Genomic DNA, 17959 nt, shown 5'->3' on the forward strand with positions numbered 1-17959 from the left:
CGTGGTGGGATTTGTCCTGCTGCGCTCATTTTTCTTGGCCTCTTTTTGTGAACGATTTGTATGCTTTGTCTAATATACTTGGCAGATGCCCGCAGGAGCTTTCTATCCATTTTTTGAAATGGAGTGGTAGGAGGATTTTTTGCGGGCATTTTTTTATTATTTTAAGTGGAGGTAAGAAAATGAATAAGATGACATATGAAAAATTACAATATAACGAACTTAAAGAAATGGTGAAATCCTACTGCGTTAGCAGCTTAGGAAAGGAATTATTGGATAATCTTTTCCCAAGTCCAAACAGTAAAGTGGTGAAAAATAGACTTAACGAGACAACCGAGGCAAGAAAGTTATTAGATGCAGAAAATCATCTTCCGTTAAAGGGTATCTCCAATATTAGTCACCTCATGGAGAAACTTGAGAAAGGGATTATTTTAGGACCGTCTGAATTAGTAGCAATATCAGATTTCTTAAGAGGGTGTAGGGTGATTAAGAAATTTATGTTAGGAAAAGAATTTTTTGCGCCTATTCTTCACTCTTATGCTTATTCCATGATGGAGTTTACGACTATTGAGGAAACGATTAATGCTTCTATTAGAGGGAATATGGTGGATTCTGAAGCGAGCAGAGAGTTAAAGCGTATAAGAAATCAAATAGCAAAAACCGAAGAAAAGATAGAGGAGAGGCTGAATAAATTTCTCAAAAGTAGTGCCAACAAAGAATATATACAGGAATTTTTTATTAGTAAAAAAGATGATAGATTTACTATCCCGATTAAAGCTTCCTATAAAAACCAAGTGCAGGGTACGATAATTGAGTCATCTTCTAAAGGATCTACAGTGTTTATCGAACCAGTAACGATCACTAAACTTAACGGAGAGCTTGCAATTCTTAAATCGGAGGAATCGATAGAAGAGTATCAAATTTTAGCGACTATTTCAGGAATGATTCAAGAGGAAGTTAGACAAATTCATATTAATATTGAATTGATTGCTCAGTATGACATGATTTTTGCAAAAGCAAAATTTAGTAAAAGCATCGATGGCATTGAACCGAAGTTAAACAATTATGGATATATCCATTTAAAAAATTGTAAGCATCCACTTTTACCTGGCAACATCGTACCTCTAGATTTTGAAATTGGAAAGGACTATCGCAGCTTGATAATAACTGGACCAAATGCAGGAGGAAAAACGGTTGTGCTGAAGACAATTGGTATTTTAACTCTTGCTGTCATGTCGGGATTTCATATAGCCGCTGATGTTGAGACGGAAATATCGGTGTTTGATAACCTATTTGTCGATATCGGAGACAATCAAAGCATTGAAAATTCCCTTAGCACTTTTTCGTCGCATATGAAAAATATTTCGGAAATTATGAGTGCATCGACGAATAATACATTGCTTCTTTTTGATGAAATAGGAAGTGGAACCGAACCAAATGAAGGGGCAGCACTAGCTATTGCAATCCTGGAAGAATTTTATCAAATGGGCTGTATTACCGTCGCAACGACTCACTATGGAGAGATAAAGCGTTACTCAGAAATCCATAGTGACTTTATGAATGCGGCGATGCAGTTTGACAGTGAAGCATTAGAGCCGATGTATAAGCTTCTCATTGGTAAATCAGGGGAAAGTAATGCTCTATGGATTTCTAAAAAAATGAATATACAAGAAAAAGTTCTCAAAAAAGCGCAAAATTATATGGAAAACAAAACGTATGATTTAGAACGGGTGAGAGAAAATAAAATAAAAAAACCAACTACTATAATGGCGCCAAATGAAGAAACGTACAACTTCGAAAGAGGAGACAGAGTAAAGTTACTTGAACATGACGATTTTGGTATCGTGTATGAGAAAAAGGATCAACAGAATAATGTGTCTGTTTTCTATAAAAACGAAGTAATAAAGCAAAATGTGAAAAGAATCGTGTTGGAGGGAAAAGCAGCCGACTTATACCCAGAAGGATACGATCTATCAACATTATTTATAAGCTATGCAGAAAGGAAATTCACGCATGACATGGAAAGAGGGTCCAAAAAAGCTTTAAGAAAAATAGCTAAGGAAATAAAAAAGAGAACGGATGATTAGCAGGAGAGTAATTAATCCTGAATATACACTTACACAATAAGCATAAATCCCTCTAGCTAGAGCAAATTAGACTCTAGGAGGTGAATATTCATGAGTAAAAATAACAATAAGACGGTAAATGTAAGAACGCACAATAGTTATGAATTGTACAAGAATCCTACGAATAATCCGGACGAGGAATTTTCAGAAGAGTTTGTGGAGATTTCCAAAAATAAGATAACGAATGAAATTAATAAAAACCCATCTAACAAAAGAAAAAATAATTAGTAAATGACATGAAAGGTGAGATCATTAAGAGCTCACCTTTTTCTTATGAAAGTATATAAAAGCGTCCTATGAAAACTGGAATCATAGTACTTTAAAGAAGGAATAATACTAGCGATTTCCGTTTCAGGTGGACGCGTTCCACAGGGGGAGCGAGAAGCCATCACCGCCGCTACGCGTTCGTTGTGATGGTTTCTCTGTCTCACTCCTCCTGTTGGAGTCGCCACCTTTCACTACAATCAATATAGAGTGTAGAGTTCAACAATAAGATTTAACAAACAAATTGCTGAGGTAATAGAATGAATGTAGTATGAGCGCTTATTCTATTAATAAGAAAGTATCTTTTCTCTAGTTATCCAAAAAAATACTAACCTGTTTCTAAAAGTTGTAGAAGGCGACGGATAGACAAACGCCATAAAATTACCGAGAAAAGGGAGGCAGGTCGTGACGTCAGTCACGACCTGCCTCAAAGAAAATAAAAAGGTAATATAGCAAACAAGTCTGTCCAAAGCCTATCAAAAACGATAGAAATAGGTTTTATGGTTAGTGTCACTTTATCTAAAGTGTACCTCGATTAACTTGTTCCTTTAATATTTGTAGATTGCTCAATACATTCTTGGATACTTCTAGTGTTGCTTCAATAGCATTTGCTTTTTCATCGGATAATTGAAAGATAATATCATTAAATAGCAGTTCCATTTCGTCTAGAATAGCTAAGGTTGAAATGTTATAGAGTCGAACATCATCAAACTTACCAGGCTCGAAAATGGCTGTATCAATATAAGGCTTAAAGTTCTGAAGCATTTCAGGAAGATTGGCTGACATACTACCAGCTCCAAGACGCACAGTTTCTGCTATTGTTTTAATCTCCTCTAAAGGCACTAATGCATTATTAACTGCTGCTTTTATCTTTTGTTCATAATCTGTAAATAAACTGATTAATAAACCAACTGGATTACCATAGAGTCCTACATTTAAAGCAGCTTTAACGGAAATAGTAATCGCGATTACTGCTGATTCAATTAGCAGAGCCAACCGATAAATACTGTCAACAATTGGATATAATATAGTAGTGACTAATGAAGTAAATTGTTGGTGGGCTAGATTAACTTGAAGTTCTTTTATTTTCATCCCTATTGTTAGATATGGAGAATTATCAATATGCATGATCTCCGTCTTTTGTATAGCATCTACACCGTCTGCAAGTGAGGTCCCAGATTGGATAGAGCTTCCCAGATTTTGGTCCTTGTTAAACATGGACGTAGCTATATCTTTGACCTGTGTTTCATAGTTTGTTAATTGGTTATAAACCGCCTCTTTGTTTTTGTGAACGATTGAATAATGCGCATTTAATTCACCGACTACTGCATCTACGAACATATCCTTGCCACCTTTAAAAAGTTCGGGTATGTAAGTTTGGATAATGTTTTGCGCACCATTCACTAAGTTATCCACATCATCTTTTAACTGATTTAAATATTCTCTTGCAGGAGCAAAGAGACTTTCTACATCAATATTTATGGAAGCGATAAATTCTATAATTTCTGCAGGCTTAGAGTTCAGTATAGAATTTAGAATTCTGCATTTCGCTTCAGCAGCGTCAAGTAGAGCAATTAAATGGTCAATACACCCTTTGATAAGCGTACCCGTGTTGGATATCCCGTTGAATAAAGGTTCTCCCGCAGTTTCATCAAACATCATTTGAAAGGTTTGCTGTAAGACTGTTACACGAGTAGCAAAATGCATACTTTCATCTAATACAATATCTACGGAATTGTTTAGGTAGTTTTGAACGTTGGTAATTCTGCCTTTTACCTGATCTTGAATCCCGTTTGATAGCAGTAGCAAATTTTCTTTGTTTAAAACAATTTTTTCTGTTTGACCACCATATAAAGGGGAACCAGTCCAAAGGCTCGTAACAATATGATCATCTGCACCAATATAGATAAATCCATGCCCGGGTTGACCTTTTACCCCTACTTCAATTTTGAACTCGCCATTCTCATCCGCTTCTACATAGCCAGTGTGATTTGAACCAAGCATTGAAAAGAGAGGAACGCCATTATTTATCCCATATTTGTTTCCAGGAATCCGATCACCTAAACTAAGAGATTCCTCTGTTCCTGTGAGGAAATCATATTTACTATAGTAATTTGTAATATTGGGATATTCTTTGCTAGAATCGACCATACCAAGAGGAAGAATAGCAGGATTAAGCGTCACTGCTTTTACCCCAGGATTCTCAATCGCAACTGCGTTTGTTAATGCACCAGCAAGTGAATTTCCAGAGACAGACGAAATTTCTCCGTATTTATTATTCATTTGCTGGAAATATGCTTTAGCCTCTTCAATCTGAGGTGGTTGAACTTTACCAATAAGCTTAGTATTCGTATCGATCCAATCTTTATCCAATTGTTCGCTACCTACGAAAACAACAGTCAGCTCCTTAGAGTCCACATTTTTAACTGTTATAGCATCAAGTCCATATTTAGAGTCATTCACAACATTAATCACATCAAAATGTTTTCCATTAACTTCAATTCTTTTCTTTTCTTCATAGTGTTGGTAAGCATGATAGCCTGCCAGTTCAACTAAATCCTTGTCGTTAGTATCAGGACTGGTTAAGTTATTTAATGTTGTCATAGGTATTCAACTCCTATTCCTTCATAATTTCGTTTATGGAGTGTTTATCTATAGTGTTTCCTTTTGAGCCGCTTCCATATTTACTGTTGATTAAGTTATCATGCATTAGGAGAGAGTAAGAACCTCTAGGAAATCCTTCAGCTGTCTCAATCATTTTGGAAATTTCATCGTAAGCTTTTTCATCTGGCTCTGTACTGCCGTTTTTCATAAAAACGTTAAAAACGATATTCACATCATCCGGATTGAATTTACTTTCATCCAAAATACTTCTGATCTCTGTTTTATCTATATTTTGATCCTCTAAGTACATAGAGTTAATCTTATCGAAGGTCTCACCTATAGAACTTATGAAATAATAAGGAGTTAAAAACCCTGTTCCGCCTACATTTTGAACAGCTTCTTCATTTTTTCCTACTAAAGAATAATCTTTTGATATTTGCTCTATAAAGTTATTTAAACTTTCTATTTCTTCTTCATATGCCATTGCGTATAACCCGCTGGCTAGCGCATCTTCTACTTGACCGGCTTGGGTAAACACTTTGTCTGTTTCAATTGTTTTATTATCTACATCAATCGGGACAATCGCGACAGCGTGAAAATGAGGTTCCCTTACTGATTCCACAAATACCGAAACACCATCCGTATTTCCTACTAGATTGTGTACAAGTACTTCTGTTTTGTACTTTTCAATAAAGAACTTTTTCACAGCAACCTCGATATCTTCCCGGTTATCTTCTGCAATTTTATCTGTTTTTTCACCATTCCTTAATGCATAACCTTCCCCGGTATATTCTTGTACACTTACTAAATTTTCTGTGTTTAACGTAACTCCATCTTTTTGATTAGCTTTAACTGAAGTTTCTACGTCAGTGTTTTTAGTAGTATCTTTCTCCATGTTACATCCTCCTAACAAAACTGTTATGCCTAAACCAAATGCCAAAAATTTATAATTCTTACGCATATGAAAATCCTCCTAACGTGGATGTTAAAACTTAATCATTTGAAATATCCTATATTTACTAATTGTATTAAAACGAGAAGAGATATGAAAATGTAATCCTAAGTTTTTGTTTGAATTTTAAAAAAACAGGTGAAAGGGAATGGATTTAAAAAAAATATATAGGTCTTTTAAAATAGAATTGAAGGGATAAAAAGACTAGATGATACTTTAAAATGATAATTTACGAGACTAAAAGCTAAAAGATTGGTTATTGTCCAGAACTGAAAAGGTTTTTTTATCCTTTCATAAAATGAAGGTATTTCCTCATTACTACAGAAATTAATAAGAGAGGGGATGATAGATATGAACAAAGATAATCCTATGGAGGCAGCCCAAAAATTTATACAAAAATATTTTCCGAGTTGTAATGGTGCTTTGTTAGCAGGGAGCGTCGTTCGGGGAGAGGGAACGGATACATCTGACTTAGATATTATTATTTTTGATGAAACAGTTCCTTCTTCGTATCGAGAGTCGTTTATAGAATTTGATTGGCCAATTGAAGTGTTTGTACATAATGCAAGCTCCTATAAGCCATTTTTTGAGACTGATCGAGAACGTGCCCAACCATCGATGCCTAGAATGGTGTCGGAGGGAATTATTTTAAGTGACGATGGAGTAATAGAAGCTATAAAAAAAGAAGCTTCGGAACTGTTAAATGAAGGACCAGAAAAATGGTCCGAAGAAACTGTACAAATAAAACGGTATTTTCTTACAGATACACTAGATGATTTTGTAGGTTGTTCAAATAGAGCTGAAGAAATATTCATCGCAAACACTTTAGCAGAACTATTAAGTGAATTTGTTTTAAGAACCAATTGTCATTGGATAGGTACTTCTAAATGGATTGTCCGCTCTTTAAAGGCTTTTGACGAAGGGTTTACCAATCAATTTGTTGAAGCATTTGATACGTATTACAAAACTGGCGATAAAAGAGAGGTAATTCATTTAGTTGGGATAGTGATGGAGCCTTTTGGAGGACGATTGTTAGAAGGTTTCTCGCTAGGGAAATAAGGAATATGGAGGGCGTATGAAAACTTTTATTGCAATAATATCCATATTATTTGGAGCACTATTTATTAGTATAACAATTAATCAGTTCGGAAAAGTAGGGAATATTCTGTTAACTATATATGGAGTAGCGTTATGTGTACTTGGAGCTATAGTACTTAGTAATCGAGGAATAGCAAAAGGTAGAATTTATACGAGAGTTATAGGTATAGGTATTGCGATGATTTTATTTGGAATTGCGTTCGTATTGAAACCTGGCGATGCGGGAAGCAGTTTTGGGATTCTTATAATTGTTATAGGATCGTTATTTTCAATGGTAGATTACTTATGGACTAAAGGATAGAGAGTGGGAATGGAATTGCTAACTAAAATAGATGCTATGCCAACTGATAAAAAAATTGCAGGAGTACATTGTGTTCCATTTACGGAAAATGGCAATATTCTTATGGCGTGGGATAGAGATGAGCAACTATTAACTACAATAGGAGGAAGGATAGAGGCAAATGAAGACATTGACCAGGCGCTAGAACGTGAGGCGATGGAAGAAGTAGGAATTATATTGGGGGAAGAGAAAGTTCCTTTTGCTTTATGGTATTGGGATTCTACAGATTCTTATACGATATGGTTTTTAGCCAAAATAATAGAGATAAAGCCATATTCCTATGATTTTGAAAAAACGGGCTATGTATCATTTAACTTTGAAACAGCATTACAATTAATCGAAAAGATCGAACCAAGTAACCCAAAAAGAACTAATCTCATAAAGTTAGCGGAAGAATCTGCTAAGGAACATAATTGGCTTTAAAAAATAGGGGGTGAGTACTTGCCTAAAATTGTGTATAAACAAATCATAAATGCTCCTAAAGAAATATGCTTTGACTTGGCAAGGAACGTGGAAGTACATACAAAAACAACCTCTCATACAAACGAAAAAGCAGTAGGAGGCGTAACGGAAGGTTTATTAGAGGAAGGAGACATAGTTACTTGGGAAGCTACACATTTCCGTATTAGGCAGAGGCTTACTGCTAAAATAATCTGGATGGAAAGGCCAAATCAATTTAAAGATACTATGGTAAAAGGCGCTTTTCATTCGTTTATGCACACACATGATTTTCTAGAAGTACCAGAAGGCACATTAATGATTGATACATTTGACTATAAGTCTCCTTTTGGCATTCTGGGAAAACTGGCAGATAAATTATTTTTAGAAAGATATATGAAAAAGTTCATTATTTCCCGATCGATGGAACTAAAGAAAATAGCGGAAAAAGATAGATAAATTTCCAAACTTTTAACCTCGTAGAACGTCTAATAGATAACTACTTTAAAGAACATACATCAGGAGGAGAAAATGAAGAATTTACTATTTGTTTTAATACCAATGGTTTTATTGATTGGGTGCAATAATGAGGAGACAGAACAGGCTCCAGAAACGGATCAGCTAGGAAGCGAAACGGTAACAGAAAAGCCAAATGAAGAGGCTGAAGAAAATGAGTTAGAAGAAACTACAATTGTTAAAGAAGATAAAAGCAATGATATAGTAGAGGAAAAACCTGTAACTAAAGAAAAAACAGAAACTGTAAATCTCCATAGCACAAAAGAGAAATATTTAAAGCAGCTAAATGACATTGAAAATAGCCTAGGTGATTTGAACGATCAATACAATAGTGGTACACAATCCGAGATGCACGAAGCGAAGTCTGAAATTCTAAAAAAATGGGATAATGCTCTAAATGAAATCTATGGTGTATTGAAAAAACAGTTATCTGCAGATGAAATGAGTAGTCTGCAAGAGGAACAGCGGAATTGGATTAAGCAAAGAGATCAAAAGGCAAAAGAGGAGTCTTATGTTTTTAAGGGTGGAACGATGGAGTCTACTATATACGTAGCTACACTGGCACAGCTGACGAAAGAACGCAGTTATGAATTAGTAGAAAAATATATGAAGTAAAAATGGAGTTGAAAATCAGCGAATGTTGGTTTTCAGCTTTTTTGTTAAATAGATGTAACATTATTTGATATTAATAGTCTAACTTTTATAAAGGGGGCTATCTTATGAAAAGAATTTTAGCAGTTATTTTGTTAGGGCTATCGCTAGCAATGACAGCCTGTTCGTCTGAGTCAAGTAAAACAGAAAACGAAAATAATTTTCCGCCTACAATGAAAGGAACTATAGAAGTTAATGGGCAACAATATGATATAGCAACTGGGAATTACAGATGGGAAAGAAAACAAGGAATGGAGACACAAGTTATAGTAACCGATGCAGCTTCACCCTATCAAATTGCGGAAAACTTTGAGGCAATTCCAATCAGTCAGAGAGAGCCCATTCATATTAATATAGAAGATAAACCAACAATAACTGTGTATCTTTGGGATGAAAAAGGAAGACAAAAAGAGGTTTCAGTAAATAATAACCAAATGGAAGCACCAGAAAGTGCTGGAAAGTATGTATACGAAGTGCTTGCAGAATGGTCAAATGGGGAAGTATCTTATACATTTGTTGTAGAAATGGAATAAGAACTTGCAGGGATAGTTGGAGATTTGTAGAAGTAAGCAATAGGCTGATATATGAGGTGAAAATACTTTGGTAATTATTAGAAATTTAGAGAAAAAGGAACTGGAATTTCTGAAGGATATGTTATATGAATCTATTTATATTCCAGAGAATATAAAGAATAAAGAGGAGCTATTAAATTCCCCTTCTATTAAAAAGTATTATAAAGACTGGGGAAAAGAAGGGGATACAGCATTAATAGCGATAGATAAGAATAACCAGGCTGTAGGAGCAGTTTGGTATAGATTGTTTGATGAATCAAATAAGGGATATGGCTTTGTAAATAATAGAACTCCTGAATTAGGAATAGCAGTTACTAAAGAAGCCAGAGGATTAGGAATAGGGACATTGCTTATGAAAAAGATCATTCAGCAGGCTAAGGAGGATGGTTATAAATCATTATCTTTAAGTGTGGACCCTAAGAACACAAGTGCAGTTCATATTTATAGGAAGTTAGATTTTGTAGACTATTGTATAGCAGGGACATCCATTACGATGATTTATCTTGGCTCTAAAAGTGAAAAAACAAAATAAGTTGTTAATTTTGGGGAACAACTAAGGAGTAAACGAATCTTAAGCAAAGGTGTTGTCTTACATGAAGAATGCAGTATTCTTAGACCGCGATGGTGTTATTAATGAGGTGTTATCAGAACGGGTTAAATTTGTGAACAAGCCAGAGGAACTTTACTTTTTACAAGGTGTCCCCGAAGCTATTAAGAAATTGAATGCCTTCTTCGATTATATATTTGTCGTAACCAACCAAGGAGGAGTAGGATTGGGATTTATGAAGGAATCTCAACTGCAAAAAATTCATGAATATATGATTGAACAATTAAAAAAAGAAGGTGCCACCATTCATGAAGCAGTCTATTGTCCTCATAAGCCGAAATCTGGTTGTGCATGTCGCAAGCCACACAACAAATTAATCGTAGATCTTGGTAAAAAGTATAATATCGACTTATCCAAATCCTATATGGTAGGTGATACTGACACAGATATTATTGCAGGGAAGAAAGCAGGTACAAAGGGAGTTTTCTTAGGCAAAAGCGACCCTATTGCGGATGCTGTTTTTCCAGATTTAATAACTGCAGTAGATTGGATTTTACAAGATGCAAAAACAAGATAAGAGAATTTAGTTCCAATGTTTGGACAGGCGGAATAGCTACAGTTATTGATCCAGATGATAATATTGGGGACAATGTAGTAGTATAGTATCTTCAGTATCCTACTTAATTGCATGGACAATGTAAAGGTTGGAGTAAACCCTGTTAAAATAACAAAGTATTTATTGGGTCTTATTTATTTTATCTTTTATAAAAATTGTTAGGCTGAGAAATAAGGGGAGAACTACCCAAAAAGGTAAAATAAATGGTATTCCAACTACTTGGGGAAACTCGATAGATATATCAACAACATTCCTTGGTAGTAGGGATAGAAGAAATGCTATACCAGCTATATAAAACACCATTTTTTGTCTATTTTTTTTTGCTGTATACATTGAAAAACCGTAACTAGTTACAAATAAATATAAACAAATTTTCAAGAAGATACTTAATATCCAAACCGTTATCACAATTGCATCTAAATTTTCGATCATCCCGAAGATTGAAATGTATCTTTCTAAAATTAGAAATGGATATAGATGAGTAGAAGCGATCTTAACTCCGAACGTAGCGATAATCGATGTAACAGATAATAAATATAGTAAACCACTTGTAATAATACCCCACACCAAATACTTTATTTTATTTGGATGAAATTCACTAAGATTAAAAATCCATAATATTAATACACAATCTGTTAAAAAAGCAGCAGGTCCTAAGGAACCGGTTATAATAGCTAAAATACCACTGTCATACCAAAAGGGTAGTAGATGTTTTACATCCATATTTACTATGCCGAGAAGTATAGGAGATATAATTCCCAACAAAAGAATGGGTCCAAAAATCTCTGCTAGACGACCTATAACACCTAATCCATGAAAGGTTGGATATATGGCAGTGACTAAGATACAAAATATTATTACACTAATAGGAGTCTTTGGTAAAACTGTGCCCGATACAAATTCCCCGTATTGTCTAAGCATTACTGCTAATACAATAGTAAAAGAAATTAATAAAAATATGGATAATATTCTACCGATCCATTTCCCAGCAATAGTTTCAATAATTACATGAAAATCCATACTTGGATATCTAGTGCACACTTTAATAGAAGTCCACAAAGTAAGTAAGGAAATTAATATTGCTATTAAAGCGGACAACCAAGCATCTTGTTGGGCTATCATTATTGAACCTGAGGGTGTAAGCAGCATATTCATAATTACCTGCATACTTAAAAATAACCAAAATAATTGTTTGTATGTCAATACATTATCATTCAAAGCAATAACACCTGCTCTACTTATTCTCGATATTTAGGTTTGTAACTCCTGGATTTTTAATTTTTACTTCCACTTGGATGGAAACCTTTATATTTTCAAATTGTTCTTCCCAGTTTTCTTTTACATCATCAGTTTCTTTAGGATAGCTTCGATGAAATGCTTCATAAAATTGAATGACATCAGCTTTTAAATCTTTTTGTATATGATTTATGAATTCTTCTATATCGGCTTTTATTTTCTTAGAAAACTCTTTCTTCAATTGATTCATCACAGTAGGATTATATATGTCAAGAGAAGTGGAATTTTGTAGAATCAATAAATCTGTCTTTACTTTAATTTTTATACTCCATGTTTTATCTTCTAATAATGGGGTTACTTTAGTAGATTTTTTAATCGTTTCTGCAGACACTTTACCATTTTTCCCATCCGGATTAATGTTAATGGGAGTATTTGTCCTCGGAAATAATAGCCATTGACTGCCAATATCTTTTTCCCCGGAGATACTTGAAATCATTTTTCCTTGGTAGATTATAGCGGACCCTTTGACCGCAAAAGAGTCAATTGTATCTGCTGAAGTTTTAATACTGTTAGTATCACTAATAGGAACGAGGCCAGCTTGAGAATTATTTACAAGCATTTCCTCTATGTCTTTTAATGTAATCGATTTTAAATAACGAGACTTCGGAAGTTTACTAAACAATTCGGCGGTGTTTATACTTACAAACTTATTTACTTCTATTTTAGCTTTGTCTTGGCTAATATAAATTTGAGATTGTTCTCTTGGTTCCGCTGTTCTAACAAGAAAATCTATCTGCTTACCAAGTTCTTTTTTTGCAAGCTCACTTCCAAAGATAAAAATATTTGAGTGACCCCAAAAGATTTCTCTAGGTACTTCTGATTCAAGCTTCATAACAGCATCTGAAAATGTATCTCCAGTCATTGAAATTGAATATGAGTTTTTACTAGAGCCACTTACTTCTCCACTCGCAGCCCCTGAAGGATTAGGTACATATAATAAAAAAGTTACTTCTATTTGTTCATCCTCTATTTGATCAATACCTGTAGCAATTACTATTGCTAAATCGTTGACTTCCATAACGTCCCAACAACCGGAGAGAATAATTGAAGTTAATATAAGAGTAATATATATTTTTAAAGAATTAAGATGTTTTCTGCGCATTTATTTCCCTTCATTTCGTCGATTAGGATTAATGGATGAATAGATACTCGGTCTTTTTTTCATAAATTTAAGAGGTACTCTTATTAATACATCCTTTAACAAAGAAGAATCATTTGGAGCCAAGGGTGCTAAATAAGAAAGACCGAATGATTTTAGTGAACAAAGATGGCTAGCAATTATTAAAACTCCTAGCATTAGCCCCACTAGCCCCAACATTCCAGAAAGAAACATTACCGGAAACGGAATCCATCTAAGTACAATACTTAGTGTATACTGAGGTAACAAAAATGAAGAAATACCAGTGATAGCAACAATCATAACCATCGGCGCTGAAACTAGTCCTGCTTGTATCGCTGCTTGTCCAATGACCAAAGTGCCTACTATACTTACCGTGGAACCCATTTGTTTTGGTAAACGTATTCCAGCCTCTCGAAGTACTTCAAATATCACTTGCATGATTAAAGCTTCTAAAAATGCAGGAAAAGGGATTTCCTCTCTACTCTGCGCTATGCGTAGTAAAAGTGTAGTAGGAATCATTTCTTGATGAAAAGTCAAAATAGCTATATAAGCTGATGGTGCCAGTAGTGCAACCATTAGAAAAAAGTATCTAAGCCACCTACTAAGTGTTCCGTTTATGAACCTTTCTGTGTAATCTTCAGGGGTTTGCAAAAGGGTAAAGAGAGTGACTGGGACCATTAAAACAAATGGAACACCATCGATAAAAATAGCTACCCTTCCCTCTAAAAGGGCAGCGGCTACCACTTCCGGCCGTTCGCTGTATTGAACTTGTGGAAATGGAGAAGACCAATTATCTTCTAATGCTTCTTCAATAGAAGCATTAGAAAGAACGGCATCAACATTAAGCTTCTTTAACTTTTCTTTTACATCCTCTACAATTTGTAAACTGGCGATACCTTCGATATAAGATATATAAATAGAAGTATGAGAATATGTTCCGATTACCATAGAACTCATTTTTAAAGAAGGAGTTTTTATTTTTCTTCTAACAAGAGACAAGTTTGTACTGACAGACTCGATAAATCCTTCTCTTGACCCAATAATAACAGATTCTGCTTGGGGCTCTTCTATTGATCTTTTTTCATAACTCGTAATACGATAGGAAACTGCCTTATTTTCTATATCATTAAAGAGAATGGCATTTCCATCTGCAATCTCGTCAATAATTTCAAGTGTATTAGACAGAATCTTTGTATTTGTTATATTTGTTACATGAGATATAATCAACGGTAATTCTGGTGACACTATGCTTGTATGTTGTATTGGTCTAACAATATGTTCATGTATCTTTTCTTCGTCACATAATCCACTTACAAAAATAAGAAGATAAGCAGATTGTTTAGAGAAAAAAGGATGAAAAACTATATCATCACAATTTTTATAGATTTTTTTCAATATTTTTGTTTTCTCTTCAAGTGATGATGGTAGAAATTCATAGGATTTAATAAATTCTTTTAGATGAAGATCTGCTGTTTTCATCAAAACTCCTCTTCCTAAATGTTTATTTAATTATTTCCAAGTTAGCTTGTTATCATTCAAGTTTAATGATATTAGAGCTAAAGAAAACGTTCATACTGGGAGAATTAATAAAAAGATGAAGAATCCGAAGTATAAGAGACAACTTTTTCAAATTTTCAATAAACACAAAAGTCATACAGAATGATCCTATCTAAAAGAAGGTATTGTTCTGGCAGAATTATATCGTATGTCATTAGCATATAATTCGAAAAGAAATAGGATTTTGCTAAAGGCTAGCGAATGTGAGATGATTTGAATATGCATGGAGTCACGAATAAAACCATAGGTACGTGAAATACTAAATGGGTAAACAAATCAAATAGATTTTGTGTAAATGCAAGCTGTTTCGGGTAAGTGAATGGTTAGAAAGAATAACGCTACAATAATAGGAGGAATTTTGAATGGAAGAAAAAATGGGTAGCATCGAAGTTGGAGAAATCCTAACAGTATTAGATGAAGATGATCGTGAGCAAGAAATTGAAGTAATCGGGCTATTAACAATTGAAGATAAAGAGTATGCAGCTGTTGCATTTGCAGAGGATACGCAAGAAGAAACAGACGAAGATATGGACGTATTCTTTTTCCAAGTGGTTGAAGGAGAAGACTTAGCAGAAATTGAAACGGATGAAGAATTTGAAAAAGTATCCGCAGCCTTTCTTGAGGCTGAAGAAGCAGAAGACGAAGAATAGGAATATTAAATAAGAGAGGATTATTTCCTCTTTTTTTATTTCGCAAGTAGAAAAGGTTTTGTAGGAGGTAAATGGAATGTTACAAAATGAAGGTAAACTGGAAGTTGGCGGTACGTTTAAAGTCTTAGATGAAAATGATCAAGAGCAGGAACTAAAGGTTTTAGGTTATTTAAGTGTAGATGACACAGAATACGTAGCAGTTAGCTTTATAGAAGATATACAAGAAGATTCAGAAGATGAAATAGGTATTTTCTTCTTCCGTGTAGAGAATGATAATGATTTTGTTATGATGGAGAGCGAAGAAGAGTTTGAGAGCGTAACAGCAGCATATATCAAGCTAGAGAAAAATAACTTTACTAAACAGAGAAAAAGATAATAACTTAGAAAATTAGAGCATGGTACCTGATAGACAAAAGGTATCATGTTTTTTTAAAAGAAAGTATATAAAAATGTGCTGTGAACACGGAGGTTGCGGCAATTTAAAAAAATGAATACAACGGCTGATTTCCGTCACAACAAACCAGCCCCACTAAAAGTTCACTCGGTAATCATATAGCAAAACGTCTGTCCAAAGTCCTTCGAAAAAGATAGAAACAGGTTTTGAACTTTAGGACCGGGCATCTTTTCGCCTGGTTTTTTACTACATCTTTAGGCGGAGATATAGCCGATCTCAAGGCTCATTCGAATGTAGCTGTAATAAGATATAATGGACGATAATAGTAATAGATAAGGGGTAAAAAAAGATGGATGCATATAGATGGAAAGTAGAAGAGGAACTTTTTCTTTGGAAAAGGAAAATGACGAAACGAACTGGGTTAATAGGTCGTACGTCTAAAAATGTACAAACTAAGATTAACGGGCTCATCCCTGAAAAGGTACATAAAGTGATGACGGAAAGCATTAAAAATATGGTGAAGGCAACGCTTGTTGGGTCGAATATAAAGATGAAAAAAAGACTACCAATAAAACGTAGCCTTCAGGAGCAAGATGAACTTTTAAAGGAAAAGCTCACTACGTTTAGGAAAACAGCTGTGGTAGAAGGGGCAGGAACGGGAGCGGGAGGTATACTCCTTGGCCTAGCAGACTTCCCACTGCTATTATCTATTAAAATGAAGTTTCTATTTGAAGCAGCTGCGGTTTATGGATTTGATACGGATGAATACGAGGAAAGACTTTATATTTTGCATATATTCCTTCTAGCTTTTTCGAGTGAGGAAAAACGAAAAGAAACGCTGGAAATTATGGAGAACTGGGAACAACAAAAGGACTTAATTGGTGAGATGGATTGGCGAGACTTTCAACAGGAATATCGGGATTATATTGATCTAGTGAAAATGTTCCAATTACTACCGGGAATAGGAGCGATGGTAGGTGCTGTTGCTAATTATAATTTGCTCGATCAACTTGGTGAAACAGCGATGAATTCATATCGTTTACGTTTATTATCCAAAGATGAGGAACAAGAAAGTAGCCAATTTTTAAAATAGCATAAAGGTAAATTTAGTGAGCTAATTAGCTAGCTATGTTAGAGTAAATATAAATAGGAAAAGAGGGTTTTATGTTTAAAAAAATAATGAAACAAATCAAAGATGCAACCAGAGGAAGTAGTGAACGTAGGCATGGTCATTATCGAAAAGGAAGCAGTAGCGATCGTCACAAAAGTTATTATAAACGAGGAAGTAGCAGCAGTAGCCGCCATAAACGTAATCCATTAGGTGGAAGTAGCTACTACAAACGTAAAGGACGCAGTAGTAGCTAAATTATTTTTTAGTGATAGCTAAAAGTGCCACTTCTACATCTTTTGTAATGTTCTCTAAGGTGGAGTATGCTTCATTGATTTGTAATAATCTCTTCAGTAAATGAACAGTTTCCTTTTCTAAAGAAAGTTCTTCTGTCCAAGGAAGAGCTTTTTTACTTTCGGAGGAAAAGGTCGTGTAAAGTAAATATAGAAGTATGTCCCCTAAATCATAATAGTCCTCTTGCTTCATCTCTAAGAATTTGAAGTCATTTTGTTCTATCTTTGACAAACCAAAATCTATAAGGAATAGCTTGCCTTTGTTCATTAAAATATTCGAAATACGTATATCTCCATGGAAAATATTCCTTTTGTGTAAGTGATCTATTAAAGGAAGTAAATCTAATATAAAGGCCAGTGCCTCCTGTTCATTGAATGTTTTATTCGTTGAAAAGATCAGGTCCTCCATGTTTATACCTTCTATGTAATTCATTGAGTAAAAAAGAGAGCCATTTACTGAAAAAGCTTCATAAAACTGTGGCATGTGAGCGTGCTGTAACCTACTAATAATCGAAATTTCGTTTTCAAATAAAGCTACTTCGCTTTTCGTTCGGTGCTTACTCGTTCGCAGTTGTTTAAGGACCCTTATTTCATTTGTTTGTATATCATTACTATAATAAATAATTCCATAACTACCCGAGCCAATAACATGTGATACCTTATAAAGGTTATTTATAATAGTCCCGTTATCGACCGGTTTATCTACAAAAAACTGGTACATTTTTCGAATTGAACGTAAGAAAGAAAATTTACTCGCCCCCTATTTACTTCATTATAAAGTAATTTTACCTTAATCGGATGAAATAGATTCAATATCAAA

General features: G+C 34.5%; 20 protein-coding genes. 14 read left to right on the top strand and 6 right to left on the bottom strand.

Annotation, left to right across the window (positions count from 1 at the left end):
- The first annotated feature begins 179 nt into the window (after window positions 1-179).
- Complete coding sequence (locus MKY37_RS14130; protein ID WP_340778082.1) at window positions 180-2084, top strand: endonuclease MutS2; 1905 nt, start codon at window positions 180-182, stop codon at window positions 2082-2084.
- Window positions 2085-2174: 90 nt separating this feature from the next.
- Window positions 2175-2351: a hypothetical protein gene (locus MKY37_RS14135; protein WP_340778084.1), complete on the top strand. Its 177-nt coding sequence runs from the start codon at window positions 2175-2177 to the stop codon at window positions 2349-2351.
- A 555-nt stretch (window positions 2352-2906) separates the two neighbouring features.
- On the opposite strand, the gene MKY37_RS14140 is transcribed toward MKY37_RS14135, so the two are convergent.
- Window positions 2907-4991: an SA1320 family protein gene (locus MKY37_RS14140; protein WP_340778086.1), complete on the bottom strand. Its 2085-nt coding sequence runs from the start codon at window positions 4989-4991 to the stop codon at window positions 2907-2909.
- A 13-nt stretch (window positions 4992-5004) separates the two neighbouring features.
- Complete coding sequence (locus MKY37_RS14145) at window positions 5005-5952, bottom strand: DUF1672 family protein (protein WP_340778089.1); 948 nt, start codon at window positions 5950-5952, stop codon at window positions 5005-5007.
- A 342-nt stretch (window positions 5953-6294) separates the two neighbouring features.
- Here MKY37_RS14145 and MKY37_RS14150 point away from each other — a divergent pair, with 342 nt between their 5' ends.
- The 8 genes from MKY37_RS14150 (at window position 6295) to MKY37_RS14185 (ending at window position 10682) form a co-directional block, all read left to right on the top strand.
- Window positions 6295-7002: a nucleotidyltransferase domain-containing protein gene (locus tag MKY37_RS14150; protein ID WP_445323044.1), complete on the top strand. Its 708-nt coding sequence runs from the start codon at window positions 6295-6297 to the stop codon at window positions 7000-7002.
- Window positions 7003-7018: 16 nt separating this feature from the next.
- Window positions 7019-7342 carry a hypothetical protein gene (locus tag MKY37_RS14155; protein ID WP_340778093.1) on the top strand — a complete coding sequence of 108 codons (324 nt, stop codon included), beginning with the start codon at window positions 7019-7021 and terminating at the stop codon, window positions 7340-7342.
- 9 nt (window positions 7343-7351) lie between these two features.
- Window positions 7352-7804 carry an NUDIX hydrolase gene (locus MKY37_RS14160; RefSeq protein ID WP_340778095.1) on the top strand — a complete coding sequence of 151 codons (453 nt, stop codon included), beginning with the start codon at window positions 7352-7354 and terminating at the stop codon, window positions 7802-7804.
- Window positions 7805-7822: 18 nt separating this feature from the next.
- Entirely contained in the window at window positions 7823-8278 is a 456-nt protein-coding gene (locus MKY37_RS14165; RefSeq protein ID WP_340778097.1) for an SRPBCC family protein, read from the top strand.
- A 72-nt stretch (window positions 8279-8350) separates the two neighbouring features.
- Window positions 8351-8950, top strand: coding sequence for a lysozyme inhibitor LprI family protein (locus MKY37_RS14170; protein WP_340778099.1), 600 nt, complete (start codon window positions 8351-8353; stop codon window positions 8948-8950).
- Between the two features lie 104 nt (window positions 8951-9054).
- Window positions 9055-9519, top strand: a complete 465-nt coding sequence (locus MKY37_RS14175; RefSeq protein ID WP_340778101.1) for a hypothetical protein — start codon at window positions 9055-9057, stop codon at window positions 9517-9519.
- Window positions 9520-9586: 67 nt separating this feature from the next.
- Complete coding sequence (locus tag MKY37_RS14180) at window positions 9587-10090, top strand: GNAT family N-acetyltransferase (protein ID WP_340778103.1); 504 nt, start codon at window positions 9587-9589, stop codon at window positions 10088-10090.
- Window positions 10091-10151: 61 nt separating this feature from the next.
- Entirely contained in the window at window positions 10152-10682 is a 531-nt protein-coding gene (locus tag MKY37_RS14185; protein ID WP_340778105.1) for a D-glycero-alpha-D-manno-heptose-1,7-bisphosphate 7-phosphatase, read from the top strand.
- A gap of 159 nt (window positions 10683-10841) precedes the next feature.
- On the opposite strand, the gene MKY37_RS14190 is transcribed toward MKY37_RS14185, so the two are convergent.
- The 3 genes from MKY37_RS14190 to MKY37_RS14200 are packed head-to-tail and all read right to left on the bottom strand — an operon-like array spanning window position 10842 to window position 14616.
- Entirely contained in the window at window positions 10842-11939 is a 1098-nt protein-coding gene (locus MKY37_RS14190; protein WP_340778107.1) for a GerAB/ArcD/ProY family transporter, read from the bottom strand.
- Window positions 11940-11955: 16 nt separating this feature from the next.
- Entirely contained in the window at window positions 11956-13119 is a 1164-nt protein-coding gene (locus tag MKY37_RS14195; RefSeq protein ID WP_340778109.1) for a Ger(x)C family spore germination protein, read from the bottom strand.
- Entirely contained in the window at window positions 13120-14616 is a 1497-nt protein-coding gene (locus MKY37_RS14200) for a spore germination protein (RefSeq protein WP_340778111.1), read from the bottom strand. It lies immediately after the preceding gene.
- Window positions 14617-15068: 452 nt separating this feature from the next.
- Between MKY37_RS14200 and MKY37_RS14205 the strand changes: the two genes are divergently transcribed.
- The 4 genes from MKY37_RS14205 (at window position 15069) to MKY37_RS14220 (ending at window position 17059) form a co-directional block, all read left to right on the top strand.
- Window positions 15069-15344: a DUF1292 domain-containing protein gene (locus tag MKY37_RS14205; RefSeq protein WP_340779937.1), complete on the top strand. Its 276-nt coding sequence runs from the start codon at window positions 15069-15071 to the stop codon at window positions 15342-15344.
- A 76-nt stretch (window positions 15345-15420) separates the two neighbouring features.
- Window positions 15421-15720, top strand: a complete 300-nt coding sequence (locus MKY37_RS14210; protein WP_340778113.1) for a DUF1292 domain-containing protein — start codon at window positions 15421-15423, stop codon at window positions 15718-15720.
- A 367-nt stretch (window positions 15721-16087) separates the two neighbouring features.
- Window positions 16088-16831: an EcsC family protein gene (locus MKY37_RS14215; protein ID WP_340778116.1), complete on the top strand. Its 744-nt coding sequence runs from the start codon at window positions 16088-16090 to the stop codon at window positions 16829-16831.
- 102 nt (window positions 16832-16933) lie between these two features.
- On the top strand, window positions 16934-17059 hold the full coding sequence (locus MKY37_RS14220; RefSeq protein ID WP_340778118.1) for a hypothetical protein: 126 nt from the start codon (window positions 16934-16936) through the stop codon (window positions 17057-17059).
- 45 nt (window positions 17060-17104) lie between these two features.
- On the opposite strand, the gene MKY37_RS14225 is transcribed toward MKY37_RS14220, so the two are convergent.
- Complete coding sequence (locus MKY37_RS14225) at window positions 17105-17860, bottom strand: serine/threonine-protein kinase (protein WP_340778120.1); 756 nt, start codon at window positions 17858-17860, stop codon at window positions 17105-17107.
- Window positions 17861-17959: the final 99 nt, after the last annotated feature.

It is taken from the genome of Psychrobacillus sp. FSL K6-2836 (assembly GCF_038003085.1).
Classification (GTDB): domain Bacteria; phylum Bacillota; class Bacilli; order Bacillales_A; family Planococcaceae; genus Psychrobacillus.